Raw genomic sequence first — 24,142 nt, forward strand, 5'->3', positions numbered from 1 at the left:
GGTCAAGCGGTGCCCCGAAGCCCGGCGGCAACACCCCCCAGGTCATCGACTTCGACAGGGGGCACACAGCCATACCGGACCCGGGGGCCAGGCGCCCCATTTCGGGGCCACAGAAAAGGTAACGGGCAGGGGGAGGGGGCGTACCTCAGGGACCTCGGGCATTGGTTTCCAAAAGGAACTTACCCGTGCGAGGTGAGTGCGATGATGGGCCCCATGAGCCTCGTCCCCGCCGACCCCACCGTCCTCCATCCGATGCCGGGTCAGCCCCGGGTCGTCCAGCTGAAGCCGCTGGTGAAGTCCGAACTGATCGAGGTCGGCGACTACTCGTACTACGACGACCCCGACGACGCGACGGCGTTCGAGACCCGCAACGTGCTGTACCACTACGGCCCCGAGAAGCTCGTCATCGGGAAGTTCTGCGCGCTGGGGACCGGGACGCGGTTCATCATGAACGGCGCCAACCACCGGATGGACGGCCCGTCCACCTTTCCGTTCCCCACCATGGGCGGCTCCTGGGCCGAGCACTTCGACCTGCTGACCGGGCTGCCCGGCCGCGGTGACACGGTCGTCGGCAATGACGTCTGGTTCGGCTACAACTCCATGGTGATGCCGGGCGTACGCATCGGGCACGGCGCGATCATCGGCGCCGGCGCGGTCGTCGTCGGCGACGTACCCGACTACGGCATCGTCGGCGGCAATCCGGCCCAGCTGATCCGTACCCGGTACGACGACGAGACCATCGCCCGGCTGCTCGCCGTCGCCTGGTGGGACTGGCCCACCGAACATCTCACCCGACACATCCGCACCATCATGTCCGGCAGTGTCGACGCCCTCGAAGCGGCCGCCCCGGAGGGGACATCGTGACGATCACCGTTCGAGAACTCGCCTACTACCCCGTCAAGGGCTGCGCCGGGACCACGGTCGATTCCGCGCAGGTCCTCGGGACCGGCCTCGAACACGACCGGACGTTCATGGTGGTGGACGCGGCGGACGGCGCCTTCCGCAGCCAGCGCACGCACCCGTCGATGGCCGCGATCAGGGTCGAGGTCCTGGGCTCCGGGGCGGCGTTGACCCTGTCCGCCGACGGCGTCGAGCCGCTCCGCCTGAAGGTCGACCCGGACGGCCCGCGCCGCGAGGTCAGCATGTTCGACCGCCCCCTCGGCGTGGCCGTCGACCAGGGGGACGAGATCGCGAACTGGTTCTCGGACGCGCTCGGCGCGAAGTCCCGCCTGGTGCGGGTGGCCCCCGGCTTCGACCGGGACGGCTGGGGCGACACCCCCGGCAAGGTCAACTTCGCCGACGCCCACGCGGTGCTGGTCGCCTCGACGGCCTCCCTGGACGACCTCAACGCCCGCATCACCGCGCGGGGCGACGCAAAGACCGTCCCCATGGACCGTTTCCGACCGAACATCGTCCTGACCGGCAACGACGAACCGCACTTCGAGGACCGGGTGCGCCGGATGACCATCGCCTCCGTCGAACTCGCCCACTCGGTACGGGCGATGCGGTGCGCCGTCCCCATGGTCGACCAGTCCACCGGCCACCGCGCGGGGCCGGAACCGATCCGAACCCTGTCGACGTACCGGCGCGAGCCGGAGTACGGGAACAAGGTGAGCTTCGGCGCGAAGAACGCGGTGGTCTGCGAGGGCGTCGTGAGGGTCGGCGACACGGTCGAGGTCGCGGAGTGGCTCAGCCGGTGAAGGCCCCGGCCTTCACTCCGTCGATGAACGCGGACCACTCCTCGGGGGCGTAGAACTGAAGCCCGCCGTCACGGTTCTTGCTGTCCCGGACGGCCCGGCCGCCGTCGGCGGTGCGGGCGACCTCGATGCATTCATTGGCGGACCCGCCGCCGGAGAACGACGACTTCACAAATGGGCTGACAACTTCCTGGCTGCTCACGATTCCTCGTTCTCCGCGATGATGCCGTTCATGGTCTTCCGGATGAAGGTGAGACTCCGATCCGGAGTGAGAGCTGCGGACCGAAGCGCGTCGAAGGCGTGGACGTAGCCCGCCATGTCTTCATGATCTTCCAGAATGACACTGTTGACCAGTGTGTCCTGCACGATGGCCTCCGGCGAGGCTTCGTGCGCGTAGGAGAGCGCGACGAAGGCCGGTGCGACGCGTGCCGCCGCCCACTCGGTGTGGGGCAGCACCTGGAGCGTCACATTCGGCTGCTTGGCCATCCTGATGAGATGGGCAAGTTGATCGCGATGAACGTTCGCCGAGGGCATCGGGCCGGATATGGCCGGCTCCCAGATGACTGCGGCAAACCGCGCACCTGACTCCTCGAATACCCGACGCCGCTCCTGCCGCACCTTCACGATCTCATCGGCCGCTTCACGGCTGAGGACTTCGGGGTTGGCTTCGGTCAATGCCCAGGTGTAGTCCGGGGTCTGGAGCAGGCCGGGGATGAAGACCGGTTGCCAGGCGCGGATGTACCTGGCGTCCGTCTCCAGCGAGAGAAAGTCGCCCAGCCGGTCGAGTGCGGGCGACTGGAACGGAAAGTTCAGCCACCAACCGCGCTTGTTGCTGTCACGGGCCAGCTTCTCCAGCCTCGCGCTCGACGACCTCTCCGGCCGGGGCCTGGTCATCGTCGACGCGATCGCCGCGAAGTGGGGCGTACGGCCGCGCGACCCCGGCAAGACCGTCTGGGTCCATCTGGCCATCGGCCGGGCGGAGTTGCTTTGAGGCTGCCCCTCAAGACCGCCTGGCGGTGCGAGGTCACCGTGGGAGGGCTACTCGTACGGGCCGAGCACGCCACGACCCCCACGCAGGCGCTGATCTGGATGCGGGTCTCCGTATGGACCCTGCTCTCCGGGTTCGAGGCGGAGGACCGCGCGCGCACCTACCGCTGGCTCGACCACGGCCAGTGGGAGGCCGTCATACGGCTCAGGGCCGGCGAGCCGTACGCCTACACCGTACGCGCGGGTATGGCCGTGATCGGCTGGTCCGCGCGCCCCGTGTTCCTTCTGCCCTCCGCCGGTCCGCATCGCCCGTACTGTCACAGCCGTCTTCCCTCTCCCCTCCACATCCCCCGCAAAAAAACGTGACACCACCACCGCCACCTGTCACGTTCCCCAACAGCCCACCTCACTCCTTCCCCTGAGCCCGCGCCAGCACGTCGCCCACCTCCGTACGGAAGTACAGCACCGACCGCCCGGCCCTTCGGCGACCGGCCAGACCGCTGTCCAGCAGGACCTTGAGGTGGCGGCCGACCGACCCCAGCCCCTGGCCGGTCAGGGCCACCAGCTGGGTAGTGCTCTTCGGGCTGGAGAGAAGGACGAGGACCGTCGCCCGCGCGGGGCCGAGCAGGCGGCTCAGGCTGTCGGGCACCCGCGCCCGCCCCGCATCGGCCAGGGTGCCCGAGCACGGGTAGACGACCGCGTACCGCTGGGCGTCGTCGTCCCAGGAGACCCAGCCCGTGCGTTGGGTGACCGGTACAAACAGCAGCCGCACACTGGCCAGTTGCTTCGACGGGTAGTCGTGCGCGTTGATCTGGAGCCGGCTCCCGCCGAGCCACCGCATTCCCGGGCGCAGCCCGCTCAGGGCGGCGGCCCAGCCGCCCTGGCTCAGCTGTCCGGTCCTCGCGACGATGTCCGCCTCGATGATCCGGCGGCGGCGCGGCCAGTCCGGCAGTACGGTCCGGTGCCAGACCCAGTGCAGGGCGTCGGCGGCGCGTTGCGCCAGGTCGTCGCGGTCCAGGAGGGCCGGCAGCGGGGCGCCGCCGAGGGACACCTCCAGATCCGCTCGGGCGCGCTCGGACGTGGTCGCCCGGACGGGGGCCAGTTCCTCCTCGAAGGACGGTGTGCCCTCGCCCGTCGGTGTGGGGGTGATGAAGTCCGCGTTCCAGCTGCCGCCGAGCGCCGCCGGTACGAGGCGGGCGGCGACCGGGTCGGCGGCCTGCCGGGCCCGGTAGGCGGGCAGATGGGCGTCGAGCCAGGCCCGTTCGCCGGGATGGTCGGCGCGTCCCCGTTCCAGCGCGTTCAGGGCGGAGATGGTCTCGGCGAGCGGCGAGACGACGAACCGGCTCCCCGCGAGCGTGTCCGTGTTGATCTGCCACATGCCCATGACGTTTCGCCTCCGCGCGAAACTTTAACGATCGCCGTGGGCGGCCACCGAAACTCCCCGCATGCGCACCTACCGGGAACTCTTCCGGGCGCCGCAGTTCGGACCGCTCTTCGCGACCAGTGCCGTACAGGTCGCCGGGTCGACGATGAGCGGACTGGCCCTCGGCACCCTCGTCTATGCCGCGACCGACTCGCCGCTGCTCGCCGCCCTGTCCATGTTCGGCTCCTCGCTCGCCCAGGTGATCGGGGCGACCGTGCTGATGTCGGCGGCGGACCGGCTGCCGCCACGGGCCGCGATGACCGGCATAGCGCTCGCCTTCGGGCTGGCCACCGCCGTACTCGCCGTCCCCGGGCTTCCGCTGCCGGCCGTCTTCGCGATCATCCTGACCGAGGGTGTGGTCGCCGCCGTGGGTGGCGGGGTGCGGTACGGACTGCTCAATGAGGTGCTGCCCAAGGACGGCTATCTGCTGGGGCGTTCTGTACTCAACATGTGCGTCGGCCTGATGCAGATCGGCGGGTTCGCGCTCGGTGGCCTGCTGGTGACGACGCTGTCCGCGCGCGGCACGCTGCTGGTCGCGGCCGGCCTGTATCTGGCAGGTGCGGCCGTGGCCCGGTTCGGGCTGGCCCGCCGTCCGCCGCGGGCCGCGGGGCGGCCGTCGGTCGCCGAGACGTGGCGGACCAATGCCGTTTTGTGGTCGTCCGGACCCCGCCGCCGGGTCTACCTCGCGCTCTGGGTGCCGAACGGGCTGATCGTCGGCTGCGAGTCGCTGTTCGTCCCGTACGCCCCCGGGCACGCGGGGCTGCTCTTCGCCTTCGCCGCGCTGGGGATGCTCATCGGGGACACGGTGGCGGGCCGGTTCGTCGCGCAGCACTGGCGGGGACGGCTGGCCATGCCGATGCTGCTGCTCCTGGCCGCTCCGTATCTGCTCTTCGCCGCGCGTCCGGCGCTGCCGCTCGCATTCGCTCTGGCCGCGCTCGCCTCGGTCGGGTTCTCGGCGAGCCTGCTGCTGCAGGAACGCCTGATGGCCCTGACCCCGAACGAGATCACCGGTCAGGCCCTCGGTCTGCACTCCTCCGGCATGCTCACCATGCAGGGCGTCGCGGCCTCGCTCGCGGGCGCCGTCGCCCAGTGGACGTCACCGGCGACGGCCATGACCGTGATGGCGGCGGCGTCGCTCGCGGTCACCCTGGCCCTGGCCGCGGCCGGGCGCCGGGCCCCCGAGCCGGTCGAAGGAGGCTCCGTCCCCCGGCAAGGACTCAGCGCGACGTGAGGACGTACTCCAGCAGCGGCAGCTCACGGCCGGGGATCGATCCGGACGGGGCCGCCCCGATCCGTACCGCGCCCATCGCGAGGTAGAACGGCTCCGCGTTCGGATCGGCGTCGATGGTGAGGCGTACGAAGCCGAGGCGGCGCGCCTCCGTCATGGTGTGCTCGAACAGCAGCCGACCGATGCCCCTGCCCAGCGCGTCCGGGGCGACGAACATCATGCCGAGGGCCCCTTCAGGAGGGGCGCCGTCCAGGGTGGTGAAGCCCAGGACGCGGCCGCCCTCCTCGGCGACCGTGGTGCGGCGGCGTTCGATGTCGGCCGGGTACATGGTCAGTTCGTCGCGGCAGGAGGCGAGGAACGCCTCGTCATAACCCCAGTAACCCTTCGATGCCAGGGCCAGCTCGGTCAGCGCCCCGGCCTCGGACCTGCGTGCCGGTCGTACGTTCATGTCCGCCCGCTCCCCTTCCCTCTTCCCGCTTCCCTCTTCCCGCTTCCCTCGGCAGCTCGCCGCACCCGAGAGTGTCAGACCCCTCCGGCATGCTGCATCGCATGGACGCCACGGACTTCTGGAATCTGCTCGACGACGCCCGCACCCAGGTCGCCGACCCGGCGGACGCCGAGGCCGTCGTCGAGCGGGCCTCCGCGCTGCTGGCCGCCCGGCCCCGGGACGAGATCGTCTCCGCACAGCAAGTGTTCTGGGACCTGATGGCCGCTTCCTACCGGGCTCCGCTCTGGGCTGCGGCGTACACCATCAATGGCGGCTGTTCCGACGACGGGTTCGACTACTTCCGGGGCTGGCTGATCGCGCAGGGGCGGAAGGTGTTCGAGCGGGTCGTTGCCGATCCGGACACGCTCGCCGAACTTCCGTTGGTCCGGGAGGCGGCGGCCGCGGGCATCGACCTCGAGTGCGAGGAGATGCTCGGGGTCGCCTGGGACGCGTACTCGGTGACGGCGGGTCAGAACATGCCCGCGCGCTCGTTCACCATCGACTACCCCGTCCTTGATCCGGAATGGGACTTCAGCTTCGACGACGCGGAACAAGTGGCGCTGCGGCTGCCGAAGCTGGACGCGCTGTACGCGTGAGCCTCTGAGGCGGTGCGGGGTCCGGGCGGCGGCCGGACCCCGCACCCCACGGGTGAATCAGTCGAAGATCGGGCCCTGCGTCCGGGTCCGCTTGATCTCGTAGAAGCCGGGGACCGACGCCACCAGCAGTGTGCCGTCCCACAGCTTCGCCGCTTCCTCGCCCTTGGGGGCGGGGGTGACGACCGGGCCGAAGAAGGCGATCTGTTCGCCGTCCGCGCCCGGGACGGCGATGACCGGGGTGCCGACGTCCTGGCCGACCTTGTCGATGCCTTCCTTGTGGGAGGCGCGCAGCTCGGCGTCGTACGCGTCCAAGTCCGCGTAGTCCGCCAGCTCGGCGGGCAGGCCGACTTCCTGGAGCGCGGCCACGATCGCCTCGCGGGTGATGTCCTCGCCCTGGTTGTGGAAGCGGGTGCCGAGCGCGGTGTACAGGGGGCCGACGATGTCGTCGCCGTGCTTCTGCTGGGCGGCGACGACGACGCGGACCGGGCCCCACGCCTTCGTCAGCAGGTCGCGGTACTCCTCCGGCAGCTCGTCGAGCTTGTCCTCGTTGAGGACGGCAAGGCTCATCACGTGCCAGCGGACCTCGACGTCCCGGACCTTCTCCACCTCCAGCATCCAGCGGGAGGTCATCCAGGCCCAGGGACAGACCGGGTCGAACCAGAAATCGGCAGGGGTCTTGCCGGGCGCCGTGCTGTTCTCGGACATGTCTCTCCTCGTCAAGGTGTTCGCATCTGTGCACGAGAACGCCTCCGGGCGCACCGGCCATTCCCGCATGCCCGGCCGAGTGGCGGCATGGGAGGATCAAACTATTCGAACGTGACACAAAGGAGTGCGCCGTGCCCGGTGAGAACCTGTCCCGCGACGAGGCCCGTGAGCGGGCCGAGCTGCTGAGCGTCGACAGCTACGAGGTCGCTCTCGATCTGCGCTCCGCCGTCGGCGGGCCCGACGGCGACAGCGACGGCGACGGGGTCTCCTCCGGTCCGCGGACCTTCCGCTCGGTGACGACGATCCGGTTCCGCGCCGCGCGGGCCGGGGCGTCGACGTTCGCGGATCTGGTGGCGCCGAGCGTGAACGCGGTGACGCTGAACGGGCAGCCGCTGGACCCCGCCGCCGTCTTCGACGGGACGCGGGTGGCGCTGGCGGGGCTGCCGGAGGGCGACAACGTCCTGGTGGTCGACGCGCAGTGCGCGTACAGCCGGACCGGTGAGGGCATGCACCGGTTCGTCGACCCGGAGGACGGCGAGGTCTACCTCTACACGCAGTACGAGCCAGCCGACGCGCGGCGGGTCTTCGCGAACTTCGAGCAGCCCGACCTGAAGGCTCCCTTCCGCTTCGAGGTGACGGCGCCCGAGGCCTGGACGGTCTGGAGCAACGGGGCGACCGAGTCGCGGGACGGCGGGGTGTGGCGGTTCGCCGAGACGAAGCCGATCTCCACGTACATCACGGCGGTCGTCGCCGGCCCGTACCACTATGTGACGGACTCCTACAGCCGTACGTTCAACGACGGCACGACGCTGGACATCCCGCTCGGCGCCCTGTGCCGCAAGGGGCTGGCCCGGCACTTCGACGCGGACGACATCTTCCTCGTCACCAAGCAGGGCCTCGACTTCTTCCACGACAACTTCGACTACCCGTACCCGTTCGGGAAGTACGACCAGGCGTTCGTACCCGAGTACAACCTCGGCGCGATGGAGAACCCGGGCTGTGTCACGTTCCGTGAGGAGTACATCTTCCGCGGCAAGGTGACGCAGGCGGCGTACGAGGGCCGCGCCAACGTCATCCTGCACGAGATGGCGCACATGTGGTTCGGCGACCTCGTCACCATGCAGTGGTGGGACGATCTGTGGCTGAAGGAGTCGTTCGCCGACTTCATGGGCGTCTTCGCGATGGTGGAGTCGACCCGTTTCGAGGACGGCTGGATCACCTTCGCCAACAACCGCAAGTCCTGGGCGTACCGCGCCGACCAGCTGCCGTCCACGCACCCGATCACGGCCGACATCCGTGACCTGGAGGACGCCAAGCTCAACTTCGACGGGATCACGTACGCCAAGGGCGCCTCGGTGCTGAAGCAGCTGGTGGCGTACGTGGGGCGGGAGGCGTTCCTGGAGGGCGCCCGGCGCTACTTCAAGAAGCACGCCTACGGCAACACGCAGCTGGGCGATCTGCTGTCGGTGCTGGCCGAGACGTCCGGGCGTGACATGACCGCCTGGTCGCGGTCGTGGCTGCAGACCGCGGGCGTCAACTCGCTGATCCCGGTGGTCACGTACGACGCGGCGGACCGGATCACGGAGCTGGCGGTGCTCCAGGAGGCGGTCGAGTCGCACCCTGAACTGCGGCCGCACCGGGTCGCGGTCGGCCTGTACCGGCGGGCCGCCGACGGCGATCTGGTGCGGTACGCGCGCGCCGAGGTGGACGTGGCGGGGGCGCGCACGGTGGTCGGGGAGCTGGCGGGGGCCGAGCGGCCCGAGCTGATCCTGGTCAACGACGACGACCTCACGTACTGCAAGGTCCGCTTCGACGAGGTGTCCCTGGCCACGCTGCGGGCGCACCTCGGTGACATCACCGACCCGCTCGCGCGGGCACTGTGCTGGTCCGCGCTGTGGAACCTGACCCGGGACGGGCTGATGCCGGCCCGCGACTTCGTCTCCCTCGTACTGGCCTTCTCCGGCCGGGAGTCCGACATCGGCGTGCTCCAGATGCTGCACACCTGGACGCGGACCGCGCTCACGCACTACGTGGCGCCCGGATGGCGCGAGGAGGGCGGCCGGGCGCTGGCCGAGGGTGCGCTGCGAGAGCTGCGGGTCGCCGAGCCGGGCAGCGAGCACCAGTTGGCGTGGGCGCGGTTCTTCGCGTCGGTCGCGGACTCGGACTCCGACTTCCAGCTGCTGTCCGGGCTGCTGGACGGTTCGGCGCGGATCGACGGTCTGGACGTCGACCAGGAGCTGCGGTGGGCGCTCCTGTCCCCGCTGGCGGCGCACGGGGTTGCCGACGAGTCGGTGCTCGACGCCGAACTGGCCCGCGACGACACGGCGTCCGGGAAGCGGCACCAGGTGCGGTGCCTGGCCTCGCGGCCGTCGGCCGCGGTGAAGGCGCAGGCGTGGGCGGGTGTCGTGGAGTCGGACGCGCTGTCCAACGCGTTGGTGGAGGCGACGATCACGGGCTTCGAGCAGTCGTCGCAGCGTGAGTTGCTGGCGCCGTACGCGGACAAGTACTTCGCCACGATCGAGCGGGTGTGGGCCGAGCGGTCGATCCAGATCGGGATGGCTGTGGTGAGGGGCCTGTTCCCGGCGCTCCAGGACGATCCTGCGACGCTGGCGGCCACGGACGCGTGGCTGGCCGCGCATGCGGATGCGGCACCGGCGCTGCGGAGGCTGGTGCTGGAGGCGCGGGACGATCTGGCCCGGGCGCTGCGGGCGCAGGGGTGTGACGCGGGGGCGGCCGCGGGGGCCGGGGCCTGACGGGTGCGCCGGGGCCCGGCGCCCCGGGTTCTGTCTCAATCGCCGGACGGGCTTGGTTTCGGGCCCGTCCGGGGTGGGGGCATCGTGAGGTCACCCGGCAACCCGGCAGCGGTTGCCGGCCTCGGACACCGGACGGGCTGGAAGTGGCGGGGCGGGCCGGAATCGGGCCGGTCGGCTCTTTTCGGTTGTCGAACGCGCGTACTTCAGGACGGTGTTGTCCTGAATTGTCGACGGGTGTGTAACAGGGGTTAACGCGGCGACCGCCTGCGGGATACCCCGGAGCATGACCCAGAACACCCCGCTCTCCCCCTGCCACCTCCGCATCGCCGGCGATGTCCGTCAACGCGTGCTGTCCGAAGCCCAGTTGAGGGCGCACGGCGTGTCCGTCGCGGTGGCCGCCGCGCAGTGCCGGACCGGTGGGCCGTGGCAGCAGCCGCTGCCCGGCGTGTACGTCCTGCACCCGGAGCCACCCGCCGGCGACGAACTGCTGCGGGCCGCCCTGTTGTACGCCGGACGGCCACCGGCCTCCGCCGGCCGCCGACGGGAGTCGGGCGCGGAGTCCGGGTACGGCGAGGCCATGGTCACCGGGCTCGCCGCGCTCGCCCTGCACGGCTTCGCCGCCGCGCCGCCGCCCGCGTCGGCGGCCAGGATCGATGTGCTGGTGCCGCGCACCCGGCGGCTGCCCTCGGTCCGGTACGTGCGTCTGGTGCGGGCCGCCGAACCGCCCCGCCCCCAGGAGGTGCGCGGCCTGCCCGTGGCCCCGGTGGAGCGGGCGCTCGCGGACGCGGTCTCCGGGCTCGGGGATGCCACGGCCGTACGCCGTCTGCTCACCGAGGCGGTACGCGGCGGGCACTGCGAACCGGCCATCGTCGTACGCGAGTTGAACCGGGCCAAGCTGCTGGACCGCCCCCATGTGGTGGACGCCGTCGACGCGTTGCTCGCCGAGGGCCGGGCGCTGGCGGAGAACCGGCTGTACGACATGGTGCGCTCGTACGGCCTGCCGGAGCCGCTGTGGAACGTGGACCTGCGGCTGCCCGGCGGCCCGCATCTGGGCGGGGTGGACGCCTACTGGCCCGAGGAGGCCGTCGCCGTGGCCCTCGACACCAGGGCACCCCTGCACAGCCTGCTCGGCGACGACCGGCGCCAGGAGGAGCACGACGCGCAGTGGTCCGCGTACACCGCCGAGCGGGAGTATCTGGAGCGGCTCGGCGTCACCGTCGTCCAGCTCTCACCGAAGGAGCTCCGCGACGCGAAGGAGCAGCAGGCCGTCGTGGTACGGACCGCGCTGATGGCGGCGGCCGATCGCGAGCCCGCCGCGTACGTGATGATCCTGCCCCGCTGAAAGCCGCGCCACACAGGCCACTTATGCCCCGCTTCATCCCTGATGGCGCATCAGCCCCAGTGGCGGGATTCCGCCATGTCACCATCTCGCGCACCCCAACTCTCCACAACCTCTGTCATTTACGAAAGGGTGAGCGGTCATCCGGTACCGAATTCCGGACTGCCTCTTTCACTTTCAGGAATGCTGATGACCTCCGAGTCCCCCAGTTCCATACCCGGGGCCAGACGCGCGGCCCGAGCCGCAGCCGCCGCCGGTCTGGTGGCCGCGCTGGCCGCCACCGGCGCCGCCCCGGTATTCGCCGCCGACGCCCCCGCCCCCTCTCCCGTCAAGTCCGCCGCGAAGGACGCCACGAGCGACAAGCTCGGCGCGGCCGACGCCGACCTTCTGGCCAAGGCCAAGGCCGAGGGCGAGAAGAACATCACCATGATGGTCGCCACCGCTCCCGGTGCGACCGAGCAGGTCGCCCAGCAGCTGGACGCCGTCAAGGGGTCCGTGCTGGGACGTACGTACGACAAGCTCGGCTACGTACGGGCCACCGTGCCCACCACGTCGGCCGACGCGGCCATCAAGGCGGCCGCCAAGCTGTCGTCCGTCCAGGGCATCGATCTCAAGCAGGAGATCAAGCTGGACGACCCGACGCCCGCCGCCGACCGGGCAGCCGGTTCCACGGCCGGGATCGAGTCGACCGGCAGCTACCCGGCGCCGGACAAGAAGACCCCGGCGAAGAACCCGTACAACCCGTCCTTCGAGACGGGCGCGGTCGACTTCGTCGCGCAGCACCCGAAGGCCGACGGCCGCGGCGTGACCATCGGCATCCTCGACTCGGGTGTCGACCTCGGTCACCCGGCTCTGCAGAAGACCACCACGGGCGCCCGCAAGATCGTCGACTGGGTGACCGCCACGGACCCGGTCAGCGACGGCGACCGCACCTGGCTGCGGATGACGGACGCCGTGTCCGGCCCGACGTTCACGTACGGGGGCCGTACCTACTCGGCGCCCGAGGGCTCGTACAAGATCAAGGTGTTCGAAGAGGCCGCCACCAAGGGCGGCGACATGGCGGGCGACCTGAACCGCGACGGTGACACCACCGACACGTGGGCCGTGCTCTACGACCCGGTCACCGGCACTACGCGCGTCGACCTGAACAACAACGGCGACTTCACCGACGACACCGTCCTGAAGCCGTACAAGGAGGACCACCAGGTCTCCTACTTCGGCACGGACGACCCGCGGACCGACGTCGTCGAGCGCATCCCGTTCGTCGTGGAGACGCGCAAGAACGTCGTCTACAACGCGGCCGGCGACACGTCCGACTACGTGAACATCGGCGTCATCGAGAGCGAGCACGGCACCCACGTCGCGGGCATCACCTCCGCGAACGGCCTGTTCGGCGGCAAGATGAACGGTGCCGCGCCCGGTGCGCAGATCGTCTCCTCGCGCGCCTGCACCTGGTCCGGCGGCTGCACCAACATCGCGCTCACCGAGGGCATGATCGACCTCGTCGTGAACCGCGGTGTCGACGTCGTCAACATGTCGATCGGTGGCCTGCCGCCGCTCAACGACGGCAACAACGCCCGCGCGCGGCTCTACAAGCGGCTCATCGACATGTACGGCGTCCAGCTGGTCATCTCGGCCGGGAACAACGGCCCGGGTGTCAACACCATCGGTGACCCCGGCCTCGCCGACCACGTGATCTCCGTCGGTGCGTCCATCTCCAAGGAGACGTGGGCCGCCAACTACGGCTCGAACGTCACCAAGAAGTACGACATGATGCCGTTCTCCTCGCGCGGCCCGCGTGAGGACGGCGGCTTCACGCCGACCCTGTCGGCCCCGGGTGCCGCGATCAACAGCACCCAGACCTGGCTGCCCGGCGGCCCGGTCAAGGAGGCGGGCTACAGCCTGCCGGCCGGTTACTCCATGCTGCAGGGCACCTCGATGGCCTCGCCGCAGGCGGCCGGTGCGACCGCGCTGCTGCTGTCGGCCGCGAAGCAGCAGCACATCGAGCTGCCGCCCGCCGATCTGCGTACCGCGCTGACCAGCACCGCCACCCACATCAAGGACGTGCCCGCGCACGCCCAGGGCTCCGGTCTGATCAACATCGTCGACGCCTGGAAGCTCATCGAGAAGCAGGGTGCCCCGGCGCACGAGTACGCGGTGAAGGCCCCCGTCGACACCGCGATCGACTTCGCGCTCCAGACCCCCGGCTTCGGCACCGGTCTGTACGACCGCGAGGGCGGCCTGAAGACCGGCCAGACGAAGTCGTACGACGTCACGATCACCCGCACCACGGGTCCGGACAACGACGTCAAGCACCAGCTTTCGTGGAAAAACAACGACGGCACGTTCGAGCTGACCGGTCCCGCCACGGTCTCCCTGCCGCTCGGCAAGCCCGTCACCGTCGAGGTCCAGGCGAAGCCGGGCAGCGCGGGCGTGCACAGCGCGATCCTGCGGGTGGACGACAGCAGGACCGTCGGTGTCGACCAGCAGATCCTCACCACGGTGATCGTCTCCGACGAGCTCGTGAAGCCCGACTACGCGTTCAAGGCGTCCGGCTCGGTGCAGCGCAACGGCACCACGTCGTACTTCGTGACCGTGCCGAAGGGTGCCAAGACCCTCGAGGTCGCGATGGGCGCGCTGCGCTCGGGCAGCCAGACGCGCTTCATCTCCATCCACCCGTACGGGGTGCAGATGGAGAACAGCTCCACGACCTTCTGCTACCCGAACTACGAGAACCCGGCCAACCCCTGCCGCCCCGACGTGCGCTCCTACAAGGACCCGCAGGCGGGCGTCTGGGAGATCGAGGTCGAGGCACGGCGTACGTCGCCGCTGCTGGACAACCCGTACAAGCTGGACGTCTCGCTGCTCGGTGCGACCTTCGACCCGGCGGTGCAGACCATCGCCGAGGCGAAGATCAACGCGCCCGCCCCGGTGAGCTGGAAGGTCACCAACAACGCGGGCGACCTGGAGGGCACCCTCAAGGGCGGCTCGCTGGGCTCGGCCAAGGTCGCCAAGCCGTCGATCAAGACGGGCGACGAGCAGGAGTTCGAGGTCACCATCGGTGAGGGCGTCGAGAAGCTGGACATCGCCATCGGCGGTACGTCGGACGCCAACGCGGACCTCGACCTGTACGTCTTCCGGGGCGCCACCCAGGTCGGCGCGTCCACCACGGCCGGGTCCGAGGAGTCGGTCAGCCTGGTGAAGCCGGCCGCCGGTACGTACACCGTCGTGATCCACGGCTATTCCGTCCCGGCCGGGACGACCACGTACAACTACCGCGACGTGTACTACACGCCGTCGCTCGGCACGATCAAGGTCGACGAGTCGAAGGCCGTGAACCTGGCCAACGGCGCCTCGGCCCAGGTCGGCGCCGAGGTCTCGGTCGCCGGTGCGGCTCCCGAGGGCCGGCAGTTCTTCGGCGAGGTCCACCTGGTGAACAGCCACGGGACCGCGGCGGGCGCCGGCAGCGTCGTGATCGAGAAGGTCACGCCGTAGCGGGTGGTGTCGCAGCGGTGACCGCGGTCGCCGCGTGATTCGCACGACTGTGTGATTCGTACGACAGTGGGGCGGGTGCTCGGTGGAGCTCCCGCCCCACTGCCGTGCCCGCCACCGGCCGGGCGGGCGGGCACTGTCCGTACCGCGGACAATGGATTGGACAAGGAAGCCGTCGGCATACGCATCATGGAGCGGCAACCGTGCCAGTTCGTACGTTCGAAGGAGTCCCTGTGAAGGTCGGAATCGTCGGCGCCACCGGTCAGGTCGGCACAGTCATGCGCGGGATCCTGGCCGAGCGGAAGTTCCCGGCCGACGAGCTGCGGCTGTTCGCCTCCGCGCGCTCCGCGGGCTCCACGATCGAGTGGCAGGGCCGGGAGATCACGGTCGAGGACGCCTCGTCGGCCGACTACTCCGGGCTGGACATCGTGCTGTTCTCGGCCGGTGGCGCGACGTCGAAGGCGCTCGCCGAGAAGGTCGCCGCGCAGGGCGCCGTCGTGATCGACAACTCCTCCGCCTGGCGCAAGGACCCCGAGGTCCCGCTGGTCGTCTCCGAGGTCAACGCGCACGCGATCGCGAACCGGCCCAAGGGCATCATCGCCAACCCGAACTGCACCACGATGGCCGCCATGCCCGTGCTGCGCCCGCTGCACGACGAGGCCGGTCTCCAGACGCTGACCGTCGCCACCTACCAGGCGGTGTCCGGCTCCGGGCTGGCCGGTGTCGCCGAGTTGCACGGCCAGGCGTCCAAGGTCGTCGCCGAGGCGGACAAGCTCACCCACGACGGCGGCGCCGTCGACTTCCCCGAGCCGGGCGTCTACAAGCGTCCGATCGCCTTCAACGTGCTCCCGCTGGCCGGCTCGATCGTCGACGACGGCTCCTTCGAGACCGACGAGGAGCAGAAGCTCCGCAACGAGTCCCGCAAGATCCTGGAGATCCCCGAGCTGAAGGTGTCCGGCACCTGTGTCCGGGTGCCGGTCTTCTCCGGCCACTCGTTGCAGGTCAACGCGCGTTTCGCCCGTCCGATCAGCGTCGAGCGCGCCTACGAGCTGCTGAAGGACGCCCCGGGCGTCGAGATCTCCGAGATCCCCAACCCGCTCCAGGCCGCCGGCAAGGACGCCTCCTTCGTCGGCCGGATCCGGGTCGACGAGACCGTGGAGAACGGCCTCGCACTCTTCGTCTCCAACGACAACCTGCGCAAGGGCGCGGCGCTGAACGCGGTCCAGATCGCCGAGCTGGTCGCGGCGGAGCTGAAGGGCTGACACCGCACGCGTGAAAGGCGGCCGCCGGTGCCCGGTGGCCGCCTTTTCGTGGCCCGGATCTGCTCGCGCCGGGCCTTCGAGTCCCTCGGCGGACGGCACTCGGCGCTGCCGCGGTGGTACACCCGAGCTCACGCCGCTCGGACATGCGGCGTGTGCCATGCGACGTGGAAGGATGACGGAAAACGTCGCATACCAAGGAGATGACCGCGTGCCTGCCACCAATCTGACCCGCGAAGAGGCACAGGAGCGGGCGCGCCTGCTGACCGTGGACGCGTACGAGATCGATCTCGACCTCTCCGGAGCGCAGGAGGGCGGCACCTACCGGTCCGTGACCACCGTGCGCTTCGACTCCGCCGAGGCCGGTGCGGAGACCTTCATCGACCTGGTCGCCCCGGCCGTGCACGAGGTCGAGCTGAACGGCCGGTCGCTGGACGTCGCGGCCGTGTTCCGTGATTCACGCATCGCGCTCCCGCACCTGGTCGCGGGCTCCAACGAGCTGAAGGTCGTCGCCGACTGCTCTTACACCAACACGGGCGAGGGCCTGCACCGCTTCGTCGACCCGGTCGACGAGCAGGCGTACCTCTACACCCAGTTCGAGGTGCCGGACGCGCGCCGCGTCTTCGCCAGCTTCGAGCAGCCCGACCTGAAGGCCACGTTCCGGTTCACCGTGAAGGCCCCGCCCGGCTGGACCGTGATCTCAAACTCGCCGACGCCCGAGCCGCAGGACGACGTCTGGTCCTTCGAGCCGACGCCGCGCATCTCGACGTACATCACGGCCCTGATCGTCGGCCCGTACCACGCGGTGCACAGCAGCTACGAGAAGGACGGTCAGTCCGTTCCGCTCGGCATCTACTGCCGCCCGTCGCTGGCCGAGTTCCTCGACGCGGACGCGATCTTCGACGTCACCCGGCAGGGCTTCGACTGGTTCCAGGAGAAGTTCGACTACGCGTACCCGTTCGCCAAGTACGACCAGCTGTTCGTCCCGGAGTTCAACGCGGGCGCGATGGAGAACGCGGGCGCGGTCACCATCCGCGACCAGTACGTGTTCCGTTCGAAGGTGACGGATGCGGCGTACGAGACGCGGGCCGAGACGATCCTGCACGAGCTGGCCCACATGTGGTTCGGCGACCTCGTCACCATGGAGTGGTGGAACGACCTGTGGCTGAACGAGTCGTTCGCCACGTACACGTCGATCGCCTGCCAGGCGTACGCGGAGGGCTCGAAGTGGCCGCACTCCTGGACGACGTTCGCCAACTCCATGAAGACCTGGGCGTACCGCCAGGACCAGCTGCCGTCGACGCACCCGATCATGGCGGACATCCGTGACCTGGACGATGTCCTGGTCAACTTCGACGGGATCACGTACGCCAAGGGCGCCTCGGTCCTGAAGCAGCTGGTGGCGTACGTCGGCATGGACGCGTTCTTCACGGGCGTCCAGTCGTACTTCAAGGCGCACGCGTTCGGCAACACCCAGCTGTCCGACCTGCTGGGCGCGCTGGAGGAGACCTCCGGCCGCGACTTGAAGACCTGGTCGAAGGCGTGGCTGGAGACGGCGGGCATCAACATCCTGCGTCCGGAGATCGTCACGGACGAGAACGGTCACGTCACGTCGTTCACCGTCCTCCAGGAGGCCCCGGCGCTGCCCGCCGGCGCGAAGGGCGAGCCGACGCTGCGGCCCCACCGCATCGCGATCGGCTGCTACGACCTCGACGGCGCCGGCAAGCTGGTCGTCACGAACCGGATCGAGCTGGACGTCGACGGCGCGCGCACGACCGTGCCGTTCCCGGCCGGCACCGCCCGCCCCGCCGTGATCCTGCTCAACGACGACGACCTGTCGTACGCGAAGGTCCGGCTCGACGAGGAGTCGCTGCGCGTCGTCACCGAGCACCTCGGCGACTTCACCGAGTCCCTTCCCCGCGCGCTGTGCTGGGCCTCCGCCTGGGACATGACCCGTGACGGCGAGCTGGCGACCCGGGACTACCTCGCCCTGGTGCTCTCCGGCATCGGCAAGGAGTCGGACATCGGCGTCGTCCAGTCGCTGCACCGTCAGGTGAAGCTGGCGCTGGACCTCTACGCGGCGCCGCAGTGGCGCGAGGCCGGACTGACGCAGTGGACCGAGGCCACGCTCGCACACCTGCGTGCGGCGGCGCCGGGCAGCGACCACCAGCTGGCCTGGGCCCGCGCCTTCGCGGCGACGGCCCGCACCCCGCAGCAGCTGGACCTGCTGCAGTCGCTGCTCGACGGCAAGGAGACGGTCGAGGGCCTGGCCGTCGACACGGAGCTGCGCTGGGCGTTCGTCGAGCGGCTCGCCGCGACCGGTGTGTTCGAGGAGGACGAGATCGCCGGCGAGTACGAGCGCGACAGGACGGCGGCGGGCGAGCGCCACGCGGCGACCGCGCGCGCGGCACGCCCCACCGAGGAGGCGAAGGCGGAGGCGTGGGCCTCGGTCGTCGAGTCCGACAAGCTGCCGAACGCCGTGCAGGAGGCGGTCATCGCCGGCTTCGTCCAGACCGACCAGCGTGAGCTGCTCGCCCCGTACACGGAGAAGTACTTCGCGGCGGTCAAGGGCGTCTGGGAGTCGCGCAGCCACGAGATGGCGCAGCAGATCGCCGTCGGCCTCTACCCGGCCGTCCAGGTCTCGCAGGCCACCCTGGACGCCACGGACGCCTGGCTGTCCTCGGCGGAGCCGTCCGCGGCCCTGCGCCGCCTGATGTCCGAGTCGCGCGCGGGCGTGGAACGCGCCCTGAAGGCCCAGGCGGCGGACGCGGCGGCGGCTGTCGCGTAGCGTCTGCCCGCGAGCAGAGGGGTGCCCCGGACCGTCCGCTCGGTCCGGGGCACCCCTGTTGGCCCGTCTCTCCCGCTCAGACGGTGATGACTTCCGCACCTTGCTCCAGGCCTTTGAAGTTGTCCGGGTTGCGCGCGCCCCATGGAGACCGCCCGGCGGTCGGGCGCACTTGAGCAGCCGTTCGCCGGGCGGGAGCAACAGAGGTGTTACGCGCCCGACTCCTCGTAGCGCCGGGCCAGTTCGGCCGCGCCGCTCTCCGTCAGGCTGCCGTGCAGGCGCATGCGGGCGACTCCGCCGTCCGGGAAGGCGTCGAGGCGGACATGGGTGACGACCGCCTGGGCGTGGAGGGGGAAGCGGTGGAGGGTGTCGGGCTGGAGCCTGGTGCGGGGGATGATCTCGAACCATTCGCCGCTCTCGCCGTTGCGGCCCTGGAGGGCGATCCAGCCGGCCGCGTTGCCCTTGAGGTAGGCCGTGTCGATCTCGACCGCGCGGACCGCGCCCTGGGCGGGGAGGCGGAAGCGGACCCAGTCGTTCGTGTCGCGGACCCGGCGGCGGCGGTTCTCCCAGCCGTCGTCCATCTTGCGGGAGGTGCCGGGCAGGATGATCTGGGTCGGCGAGGAGTAGAAGCGGTCGGAGGCGTCCTCGTAGCTTCCGCCGTTCAGGACCGAGAGCAGGTCGAACGTGCCGAGCGTCGCGAGCCAGGACGGGTCGGGGAGGACCTCGCCGTGGACGCGGAGGCGGGCGATGCCGCCGTCGGGGTGCTGGCAGAGGCGGATGTGGGTGTAGCGGCGGCCGCCGGTGATCTCGAAGCCGTTGGCGGCGTGGCCGCGCACGGGGGTCGGCGGGACGATCTCCTCCCACTTCACGTCGTCCGCGAGGAGTTCGGCGGGGCTCGGCGAGCCCTCGACCGCCGTCGCCTGGATCGAGACGCGCTGCGGGTAGTTGCCGCGGAAGTGGGCCGTGTCGACGACGATGCCGCGGATGATGCCGGGGGCGCCGAGGCGGATCAGGGCCCAGTCGTGCTCCTCGGGGGCCGGGAACGGGTGGGCCGCGTCCGCGCCGCGTCGGCGGCGGGTCTCCCAGCCGTCCATGATCTTGCCCTTGTGGCCGAAGTGCTCGGGGTCGAAGACCGCGCGCTCCCGGACCAGGAGGTTCTCGCGCTGGGCGAAGAACTCGTCGTTGGCGGCGATCACGCCCGCGCCGAGGCGGCGGTCGGCGAGGTCGACGAGTTCGGTGAAGGGGAGGTCTGTGGTGCGGTAGTCGGCGTACGGGTCACCACCGCTGTATGGGGCCGCGTCGTTGGCGTGGGGGTCCTCGTGCTGGTTCTCATTCTGATCGCAGGTCATGCGTCCACTGTCGCGGAGAACGATCCATCAGGTCCATCGAAAGTTTTTGCACTGTTTATTCAGCAGAAGTGAACGATGCCGCCGTTTCGGCGAGCGCCGCCAGGACCCGGGCCACCGCCGGCCCCTGCTCGGCCCCCTGCCGTACCGCCGCCACCACATGGCGGCGCGGCTGATCGGCTTCGAGTGCGCGCATCACCACGCCGCCCCGGCTGTGCCGTTCCGCCGACGCCATGCGCGGAATCAGCGCGACCCCCATACCCGCCTCGACCATGGCCAGGATCGCCGTCCAGCCGGAGGCGCTGTGCGCCTGCTCGGGCACGAATCCGGCGGCCTCGCACGCGGCCGTCGTGATCTCTGACCAGGGGCCCGAGCCACCGAAGATCCAGGGGTCGCCGGCGAGGTCCGCGAGACGGAGGGCGGGCGCCGCCGCGAGGTGGTGGTCCGCGGGCAGGGCCACGTCCAGGGGGTCGGCGAGCAGAGGCAGCACGACGAACCGGGGGTCGCGGGCCGTCGGGGCGTGCGCGGCGAGGGACAGAGCGAGGTCCACCTCACCGGCGACCAGGAGTTCGTAGGCCTGCGCGGCCTCCGCCTCCCGCACCCGTACGTCGGGGCCCGGGCGGCCCTCGGCGCGCAGCCGCTGGATCGCGGGGACGACGAGGGCCGGCACCGCCGTGGAGAACGCCGCGATCCGCACCTGTCCGGCCTCGCCGCGCAGATAGCCGGTCAGTTCGGCGTCGGCGCGCTCCAGTTCGGCGAAGACGGCCTCGGCGCGGCGCAGCACGAGGTGCGCGGCGTCGGTGAGGCGGACCCGTCGGCCCTGGGCCTCCAGCAGCGGTACGCCGAGCTGCCTGGACAGGTTGGACAGCTGTTGCGAGACCGCGGACGGGGTCATCCGCAGGGCCTCGGCGGTCGCGGTGACCGTGCCCCGGTCGCGCAGGGTGCGCAGGATGCGGAGCTTCTTGACGTCCCACTCGATCATGGCCGCAACCTACCCGCTGGCCCTCCCGATCCGGACATGCGTGTGCGCCGCACGGTACGGGGTACCTGCGGCGCACGCGCGACGAGCGTAGGTGCTAGGCCTGCTTCTTGGACTTGTCGAAGACCATGACCAGGGCGGCGATGACCGCGAACAGGGCGATGGGGGCCACCACGTACAGACCGATGGTCTCCATCGCGCTCAGGCCCTGACCGGGGTCGTCACCGTCGTCGCGGGTGAGCGCGAGCGCGGGGGACGACATGAGCAGCATCATCAGCGTCGTTCCGGCCGCGACGGCGCCGGCGCGCATAGCGTTCTTCTTGTCCACGGTGCAAACCTAGCGAACGCCCGGGACGGGCGCGCGCCCGGGGTGCCGTACGGGGTCACGGCTGGTCGCCGTACGGGGTCACGGCTGGTCGCCGTACGGGGTCACGGCTGGTCCTCGCGGGATCCGAAGATCTCCATCAGCCGGTGCAGGCGGGGGGGCGGCGGCCAGCTCCTCCAGGGTGACCGGATGGCCCTCCGCGTCGGCGACGGGCAGGCGCCAGTTGGGGTACTGGTCCCAGGTGCCGGGGAGGTTCTGCGGGCGGCGGTCGCCGAGCGTGTCGGGCAGCCAGACGCCGACCATGCGGGCGGGGGTGCGCAGCAGGAAGCGGTGCACGGCGCGGACGGCACCCTCCTCGTCGTCCTCGCCCTCCGGGAGCAGGCCGAGCCTGGAGAGGTACCCCAGCCACTCGGTGGTGTCGGCCGCGTCCGCGGTCAGCTCCTCCGCGAGGCTCCGGGTGAGCAGGCCGAGGCGGTGACGGAGCGTCACATGGCCGCCGGTCAGCCGGGCGGCGGTGGACGGCAGATCGTGCGTCGTGACGGTGGCCAGGCAGCCCTCGCGCCACTCCTCGGGGGCCAGTGGGCGGCCGGTGCCGGCCCAGTCCCGTTCGAACCAGAGCACGGAGGTGCCGAGCACGCCGCGCCGGGCCAGCGCCTCGCGGACCCCCGGTTCGACGGTGCCGAGGTCCTCCCCCATGACGGCCGCGCCCGCCCGGTGCGCCTCCAAAACGAGGACGGCGAGCATCGCCTCGGCGTCGTGGCTGACGTAGGTGCCCTCGGTGGGCGGGCGCCCCTCGGGCACCCACCAGAGCCGGAACAGGCCCATGACGTGGTCGATGCGCAGGGCGCCCGCGTGGGCGAGGAGCCCGCGCAGCAGCCCGAGGTACGGGGCGTAGCCGGACGCGGCGAGGGCGTCGGGGCGCCAGGGCGGCAGGCCCCAGTCCTGGCCGCGGGCGTTGAAGGCGTCCGGGGGCGCGCCGACGGACATGCCATGGGCGAAGGCGTCCTGCTGGGCCCAGGTGTCGGCGCCGCCGGGGTGCACGCCGACGGCGAGGTCGTGGACGATGCCGACCGCCATCCCGGCGTCCAGGGCGGCGCGCTGGGCGGCGGCGAGCTGGTTGTCGGTCAGCCAGGCGAGCCGGCAGTGGAAGTCGACCCGGTCCAGCAGGGCGCGGCGGGCGCGGGCAGTCTCCGGGGAGCGGGGGTCGCGGAGCGCGGGCGGCCAGTCGTGCCAGTCGGAGCCGTGCACCTCGGCGAGGGCGCACCACAGGGCGTGGTCCTCCAGAGCCTGTCCCTGCTCGGCCAGGAAGTCGCAGTAGGCGGCGCGGCGGCCGGGGGTGAGGGGGGCATCCCGGACGAGTTCGAGGGCCTGGCGCTTGAGTTCCCAGACGGCGTCCCGGTCGATCAGGGCGCCCTTGTTCAGGACGGTGTCGCTGAGCGCCGCCGCGTCCTGGCGCAGATCGTCGAGGGTGGCCCGGTCCGGCACGTGCCCGTACTCGGGGACGGACTCGATGTGCAGATGGACGGGGTCGGGGAAGCGCCGTGACGACGGGCGGTACGGGGACGGGTCGGTGGGGTCGCCGAGCACGGCGGCGTGCAGCGGGTTGACCTGGACGAATCCGGCGCCGAGGGTCCGCCCGGACCAGGCGGCAAGGTCGGCGAGGTCCCCGAGGTCGCCCATGCCCCAGGAGCGGGCGGAGAGCAGGGAGTAGAGCTGGACGAGGAAGCCGTGGCTGCGGGCGGGCGGCCGGGGCACATGGGGCGGGGCGACGACGAGTGTGCAGCTCGCGCTCCGGCCGCCCGGCGCGCGTACGGTCAGCCGGTGCACCCCGAGCGGCGGTTCGACCCACCAGGCGGCGGCGGGGGACACGGCCGTCTCGGTGTCACCCCCGGCGCCGGCCACCGCGCCCGCTGCTGCGCCCGTGCCCGCTCCCGCGTTCGCGTCCGCGTCGGCCGGCGCCCGTCCCGAAACGGCCGGATCAGGTCGGCCGGCCGGAACGCACACCCGCGGGAGGGGGCGCGCCCCGGGGTCTTCGAGCCCGATGTCCAGCGTGGTGCCGGGCGGCAGGGCGGTCAGGGCCGGGGGCAGCGGCTCCCCGGCCCACACCACCAGCGTCGGCGGGAGCAGCCGGGAGCGGGCCGAGGACTCGGCGGTGGCGAGCGATTCCCGTACCGCTTCGGGCGTGGCGGCGTCCACACCGAGCGCGGCGAGCACCGCGACGACCGTGTCGTCGGGGACGGGCACCGTGTCGTCGGCGGACGGGGAGTAGGAGGTGGCGACGCCGTGCAGCGCGGCGAGCCGGGACAAGCCCATTCAGACTCCTGGGGACTCCATGCCCCATGCGGTGCCGGAGGTGGCCGGCTCGCTGGTCAGCGGGGCGTTGACGGCGAGCGGGGGTTCGCTGGTGAGCGGCGTCGCGTCGGCGAGCGGCGGCTCACTGGTGAGAGGTATGGCATCGGCGAGCGGCGGCTCGCTCGTCAGCGGACCGGGGCCGGGCGCGGGGACCGGGAGCGCGTCGGGCAACGGGGCGGGGCCGGGTTCCTGTTTGGAGAGGGCGGAGAGCAGGAGTTGCACGGCAGCGGGCATGGTGGCCTCCTGGCCATGGCGGAACAGGACACAGCAGACCTACCCAGCGGGCTCGACCGCAGACGTAGGCGTTATCACAACGAGCTCAACGTGCCCTGGGTCACATTCCGTTCCCCAGAGGTCGGTTCCCCGTAATTCGTCCGCTGCTTTCGGCC

Annotated in this window: 20 protein-coding genes and 1 pseudogene; 11 read left to right on the forward strand and 10 right to left on the reverse strand. The window is 71.0% G+C overall.

Annotated elements, in window-relative coordinates:
• Nucleotides 1-213 precede the first annotated feature (213 nt).
• Nucleotides 214-864: a CatB-related O-acetyltransferase gene (locus OH735_RS12110; protein WP_406381398.1), complete on the forward strand. Its 651-nt coding sequence runs from the start codon at nt 214-216 to the stop codon at nt 862-864.
• On the forward strand, nt 861-1,700 hold the full coding sequence (locus tag OH735_RS12115) for an MOSC domain-containing protein (RefSeq protein ID WP_406381400.1): 840 nt from the start codon (nt 861-863) through the stop codon (nt 1,698-1,700). The genes OH735_RS12110 and OH735_RS12115 overlap by 4 nt, the downstream gene beginning before the upstream one ends.
• On the opposite strand, the gene OH735_RS12120 is transcribed toward OH735_RS12115, so the two are convergent.
• Nucleotides 1,690-1,899 carry a DUF397 domain-containing protein gene (locus tag OH735_RS12120; RefSeq protein WP_406381402.1) on the reverse strand — a complete coding sequence of 70 codons (210 nt, stop codon included), beginning with the start codon at nt 1,897-1,899 and terminating at the stop codon, nt 1,690-1,692. The two genes, OH735_RS12115 and OH735_RS12120, sit on opposite strands and share 11 nt — an antisense overlap.
• Nucleotides 1,896-2,510: a DUF5753 domain-containing protein gene (locus OH735_RS12125; RefSeq protein ID WP_406386534.1), complete on the reverse strand. Its 615-nt coding sequence runs from the start codon at nt 2,508-2,510 to the stop codon at nt 1,896-1,898. The genes OH735_RS12120 and OH735_RS12125 overlap by 4 nt, the downstream gene beginning before the upstream one ends.
• Here OH735_RS12125 and OH735_RS12130 point away from each other — a divergent pair.
• Both OH735_RS12130 and OH735_RS12135 read left to right on the forward strand, forming a co-directional pair.
• Nucleotides 2,410-2,688 (forward strand): ATP-binding protein, encoded by a 279-nt coding sequence (locus OH735_RS12130; protein WP_406381404.1) that lies wholly within the window; start codon nt 2,410-2,412, stop codon nt 2,686-2,688. The two genes, OH735_RS12125 and OH735_RS12130, sit on opposite strands and share 101 nt — an antisense overlap.
• Complete coding sequence (locus OH735_RS12135) at nt 2,685-3,050, forward strand: hypothetical protein (protein WP_406381406.1); 366 nt, start codon at nt 2,685-2,687, stop codon at nt 3,048-3,050. The genes OH735_RS12130 and OH735_RS12135 overlap by 4 nt, the downstream gene beginning before the upstream one ends.
• A 40-nt stretch (nt 3,051-3,090) precedes the next feature.
• Here OH735_RS12135 and OH735_RS12140 read toward each other — a convergent pair whose 3' ends face one another.
• Nucleotides 3,091-4,068, reverse strand: a complete 978-nt coding sequence (locus tag OH735_RS12140; RefSeq protein ID WP_406381408.1) for an ArsR/SmtB family transcription factor — start codon at nt 4,066-4,068, stop codon at nt 3,091-3,093.
• A 61-nt stretch (nt 4,069-4,129) separates the two neighbouring features.
• Here OH735_RS12140 and OH735_RS12145 point away from each other — a divergent pair, with 61 nt between their 5' ends.
• A complete protein-coding gene (locus tag OH735_RS12145) occupies nt 4,130-5,338 on the forward strand; it encodes an MFS transporter (protein ID WP_406381410.1) in 1,209 nt (402 codons plus the stop codon).
• On the opposite strand, the gene OH735_RS12150 is transcribed toward OH735_RS12145, so the two are convergent.
• Nucleotides 5,325-5,783: a GNAT family N-acetyltransferase gene (locus OH735_RS12150; protein WP_406381412.1), complete on the reverse strand. Its 459-nt coding sequence runs from the start codon at nt 5,781-5,783 to the stop codon at nt 5,325-5,327. The two genes, OH735_RS12145 and OH735_RS12150, sit on opposite strands and share 14 nt — an antisense overlap.
• Before the next feature lie 101 nt (nt 5,784-5,884).
• On the opposite strand from OH735_RS12150, the gene OH735_RS12155 reads away from it, so the two are divergent.
• Nucleotides 5,885-6,418, forward strand: coding sequence for a DUF4240 domain-containing protein (locus OH735_RS12155; RefSeq protein ID WP_406381414.1), 534 nt, complete (start codon nt 5,885-5,887; stop codon nt 6,416-6,418).
• A 57-nt stretch (nt 6,419-6,475) separates the two neighbouring features.
• Here the strand turns inward: OH735_RS12155 and OH735_RS12160 are convergent, their stop codons facing one another.
• The gene (locus OH735_RS12160; RefSeq protein WP_406381415.1) at nt 6,476-7,123 is read right to left on the reverse strand and encodes a DsbA family protein; all 648 of its coding nucleotides are present in this window, start codon (nt 7,121-7,123) and stop codon (nt 6,476-6,478) included.
• Nucleotides 7,124-7,254: 131 nt separating this feature from the next.
• Between OH735_RS12160 and pepN (OH735_RS12165) the strand changes: the two genes are divergently transcribed.
• From pepN (OH735_RS12165) to pepN (OH735_RS12185), 5 genes are all read left to right on the forward strand, one after another.
• Entirely contained in the window at nt 7,255-9,876 is a 2,622-nt protein-coding gene (pepN, locus tag OH735_RS12165; RefSeq protein ID WP_406381417.1) for an aminopeptidase N, read from the forward strand.
• A gap of 283 nt (nt 9,877-10,159) precedes the next feature.
• The gene (locus tag OH735_RS12170) at nt 10,160-11,218 is read left to right on the forward strand and encodes a hypothetical protein (protein WP_406381419.1); all 1,059 of its coding nucleotides are present in this window, start codon (nt 10,160-10,162) and stop codon (nt 11,216-11,218) included.
• A gap of 180 nt (nt 11,219-11,398) precedes the next feature.
• A complete protein-coding gene (locus tag OH735_RS12175; protein ID WP_406381421.1) occupies nt 11,399-14,710 on the forward strand; it encodes a S8 family serine peptidase in 3,312 nt (1,103 codons plus the stop codon).
• A gap of 230 nt (nt 14,711-14,940) precedes the next feature.
• On the forward strand, nt 14,941-15,969 hold the full coding sequence (locus OH735_RS12180) for an aspartate-semialdehyde dehydrogenase (RefSeq protein ID WP_406381423.1): 1,029 nt from the start codon (nt 14,941-14,943) through the stop codon (nt 15,967-15,969).
• 208 nt (nt 15,970-16,177) lie between these two features.
• On the forward strand, nt 16,178-18,754 hold the full coding sequence (gene pepN, locus OH735_RS12185) for an aminopeptidase N (protein WP_406381425.1): 2,577 nt from the start codon (nt 16,178-16,180) through the stop codon (nt 18,752-18,754).
• Nucleotides 18,755-18,960: 206 nt separating this feature from the next.
• Here the strand turns inward: pepN (OH735_RS12185) and alc are convergent, their stop codons facing one another.
• From alc to OH735_RS12210, 5 genes and pseudogenes are all read right to left on the reverse strand, one after another.
• Nucleotides 18,961-20,100, reverse strand: coding sequence for an allantoicase (gene alc, locus OH735_RS12190; RefSeq protein WP_406381427.1), 1,140 nt, complete (start codon nt 20,098-20,100; stop codon nt 18,961-18,963).
• A 55-nt stretch (nt 20,101-20,155) separates the two neighbouring features.
• A complete protein-coding gene (locus OH735_RS12195; protein ID WP_406381429.1) occupies nt 20,156-21,079 on the reverse strand; it encodes a LysR family transcriptional regulator in 924 nt (307 codons plus the stop codon).
• A 94-nt stretch (nt 21,080-21,173) separates the two neighbouring features.
• Nucleotides 21,174-21,404, reverse strand: coding sequence for a hypothetical protein (locus tag OH735_RS12200; RefSeq protein ID WP_406381430.1), 231 nt, complete (start codon nt 21,402-21,404; stop codon nt 21,174-21,176).
• Nucleotides 21,405-21,505: 101 nt separating this feature from the next.
• Nucleotides 21,506-23,714: pseudogene (malQ, locus tag OH735_RS12205) on the reverse strand (4-alpha-glucanotransferase).
• The gene (locus OH735_RS12210; RefSeq protein ID WP_406381431.1) at nt 23,715-23,987 is read right to left on the reverse strand and encodes a hypothetical protein; all 273 of its coding nucleotides are present in this window, start codon (nt 23,985-23,987) and stop codon (nt 23,715-23,717) included.
• Between the last annotated feature and the right edge of the window lie 155 nt (nt 23,988-24,142).

It is taken from the genome of Streptomyces sp. NBC_01618 (assembly GCF_045209435.1).
Classification (GTDB): domain Bacteria; phylum Actinomycetota; class Actinomycetes; order Streptomycetales; family Streptomycetaceae; genus Streptomyces.

Excerpts from the sequence above, each read along its gene's own strand:
- OH735_RS12110 (WP_406381398.1), top strand. The coding sequence starts at position 214 with ATGAGCCTCGTCCCCGCCGACCCCACCGTCCTCCATCCGATGCCGGGT.
- OH735_RS12130 (WP_406381404.1), top strand. The coding sequence starts at position 2,410 with ATGAAGACCGGTTGCCAGGCGCGGATGTACCTGGCGTCCGTCTCCAGC.
- OH735_RS12140 (WP_406381408.1), bottom strand. The coding sequence starts at position 4,068 with ATGGGCATGTGGCAGATCAACACGGACACGCTCGCGGGGAGCCGGTTC.
- OH735_RS12145 (WP_406381410.1), top strand. The coding sequence starts at position 4,130 with ATGCGCACCTACCGGGAACTCTTCCGGGCGCCGCAGTTCGGACCGCTC.
- OH735_RS12150 (WP_406381412.1), bottom strand. The coding sequence starts at position 5,783 with ATGAACGTACGACCGGCACGCAGGTCCGAGGCCGGGGCGCTGACCGAG.
- OH735_RS12155 (WP_406381414.1), top strand. The coding sequence starts at position 5,885 with ATGGACGCCACGGACTTCTGGAATCTGCTCGACGACGCCCGCACCCAG.
- OH735_RS12160 (WP_406381415.1), bottom strand. The coding sequence starts at position 7,123 with ATGTCCGAGAACAGCACGGCGCCCGGCAAGACCCCTGCCGATTTCTGG.
- OH735_RS12170 (WP_406381419.1), top strand. The coding sequence starts at position 10,160 with ATGACCCAGAACACCCCGCTCTCCCCCTGCCACCTCCGCATCGCCGGC.
- OH735_RS12175 (WP_406381421.1), top strand. The coding sequence starts at position 11,399 with ATGCTGATGACCTCCGAGTCCCCCAGTTCCATACCCGGGGCCAGACGC.
- alc (WP_406381427.1), bottom strand. The coding sequence starts at position 20,100 with ATGACCTGCGATCAGAATGAGAACCAGCACGAGGACCCCCACGCCAAC.
- OH735_RS12195 (WP_406381429.1), bottom strand. The coding sequence starts at position 21,079 with ATGATCGAGTGGGACGTCAAGAAGCTCCGCATCCTGCGCACCCTGCGC.
- OH735_RS12210 (WP_406381431.1), bottom strand. The coding sequence starts at position 23,987 with ATGCCCGCTGCCGTGCAACTCCTGCTCTCCGCCCTCTCCAAACAGGAA.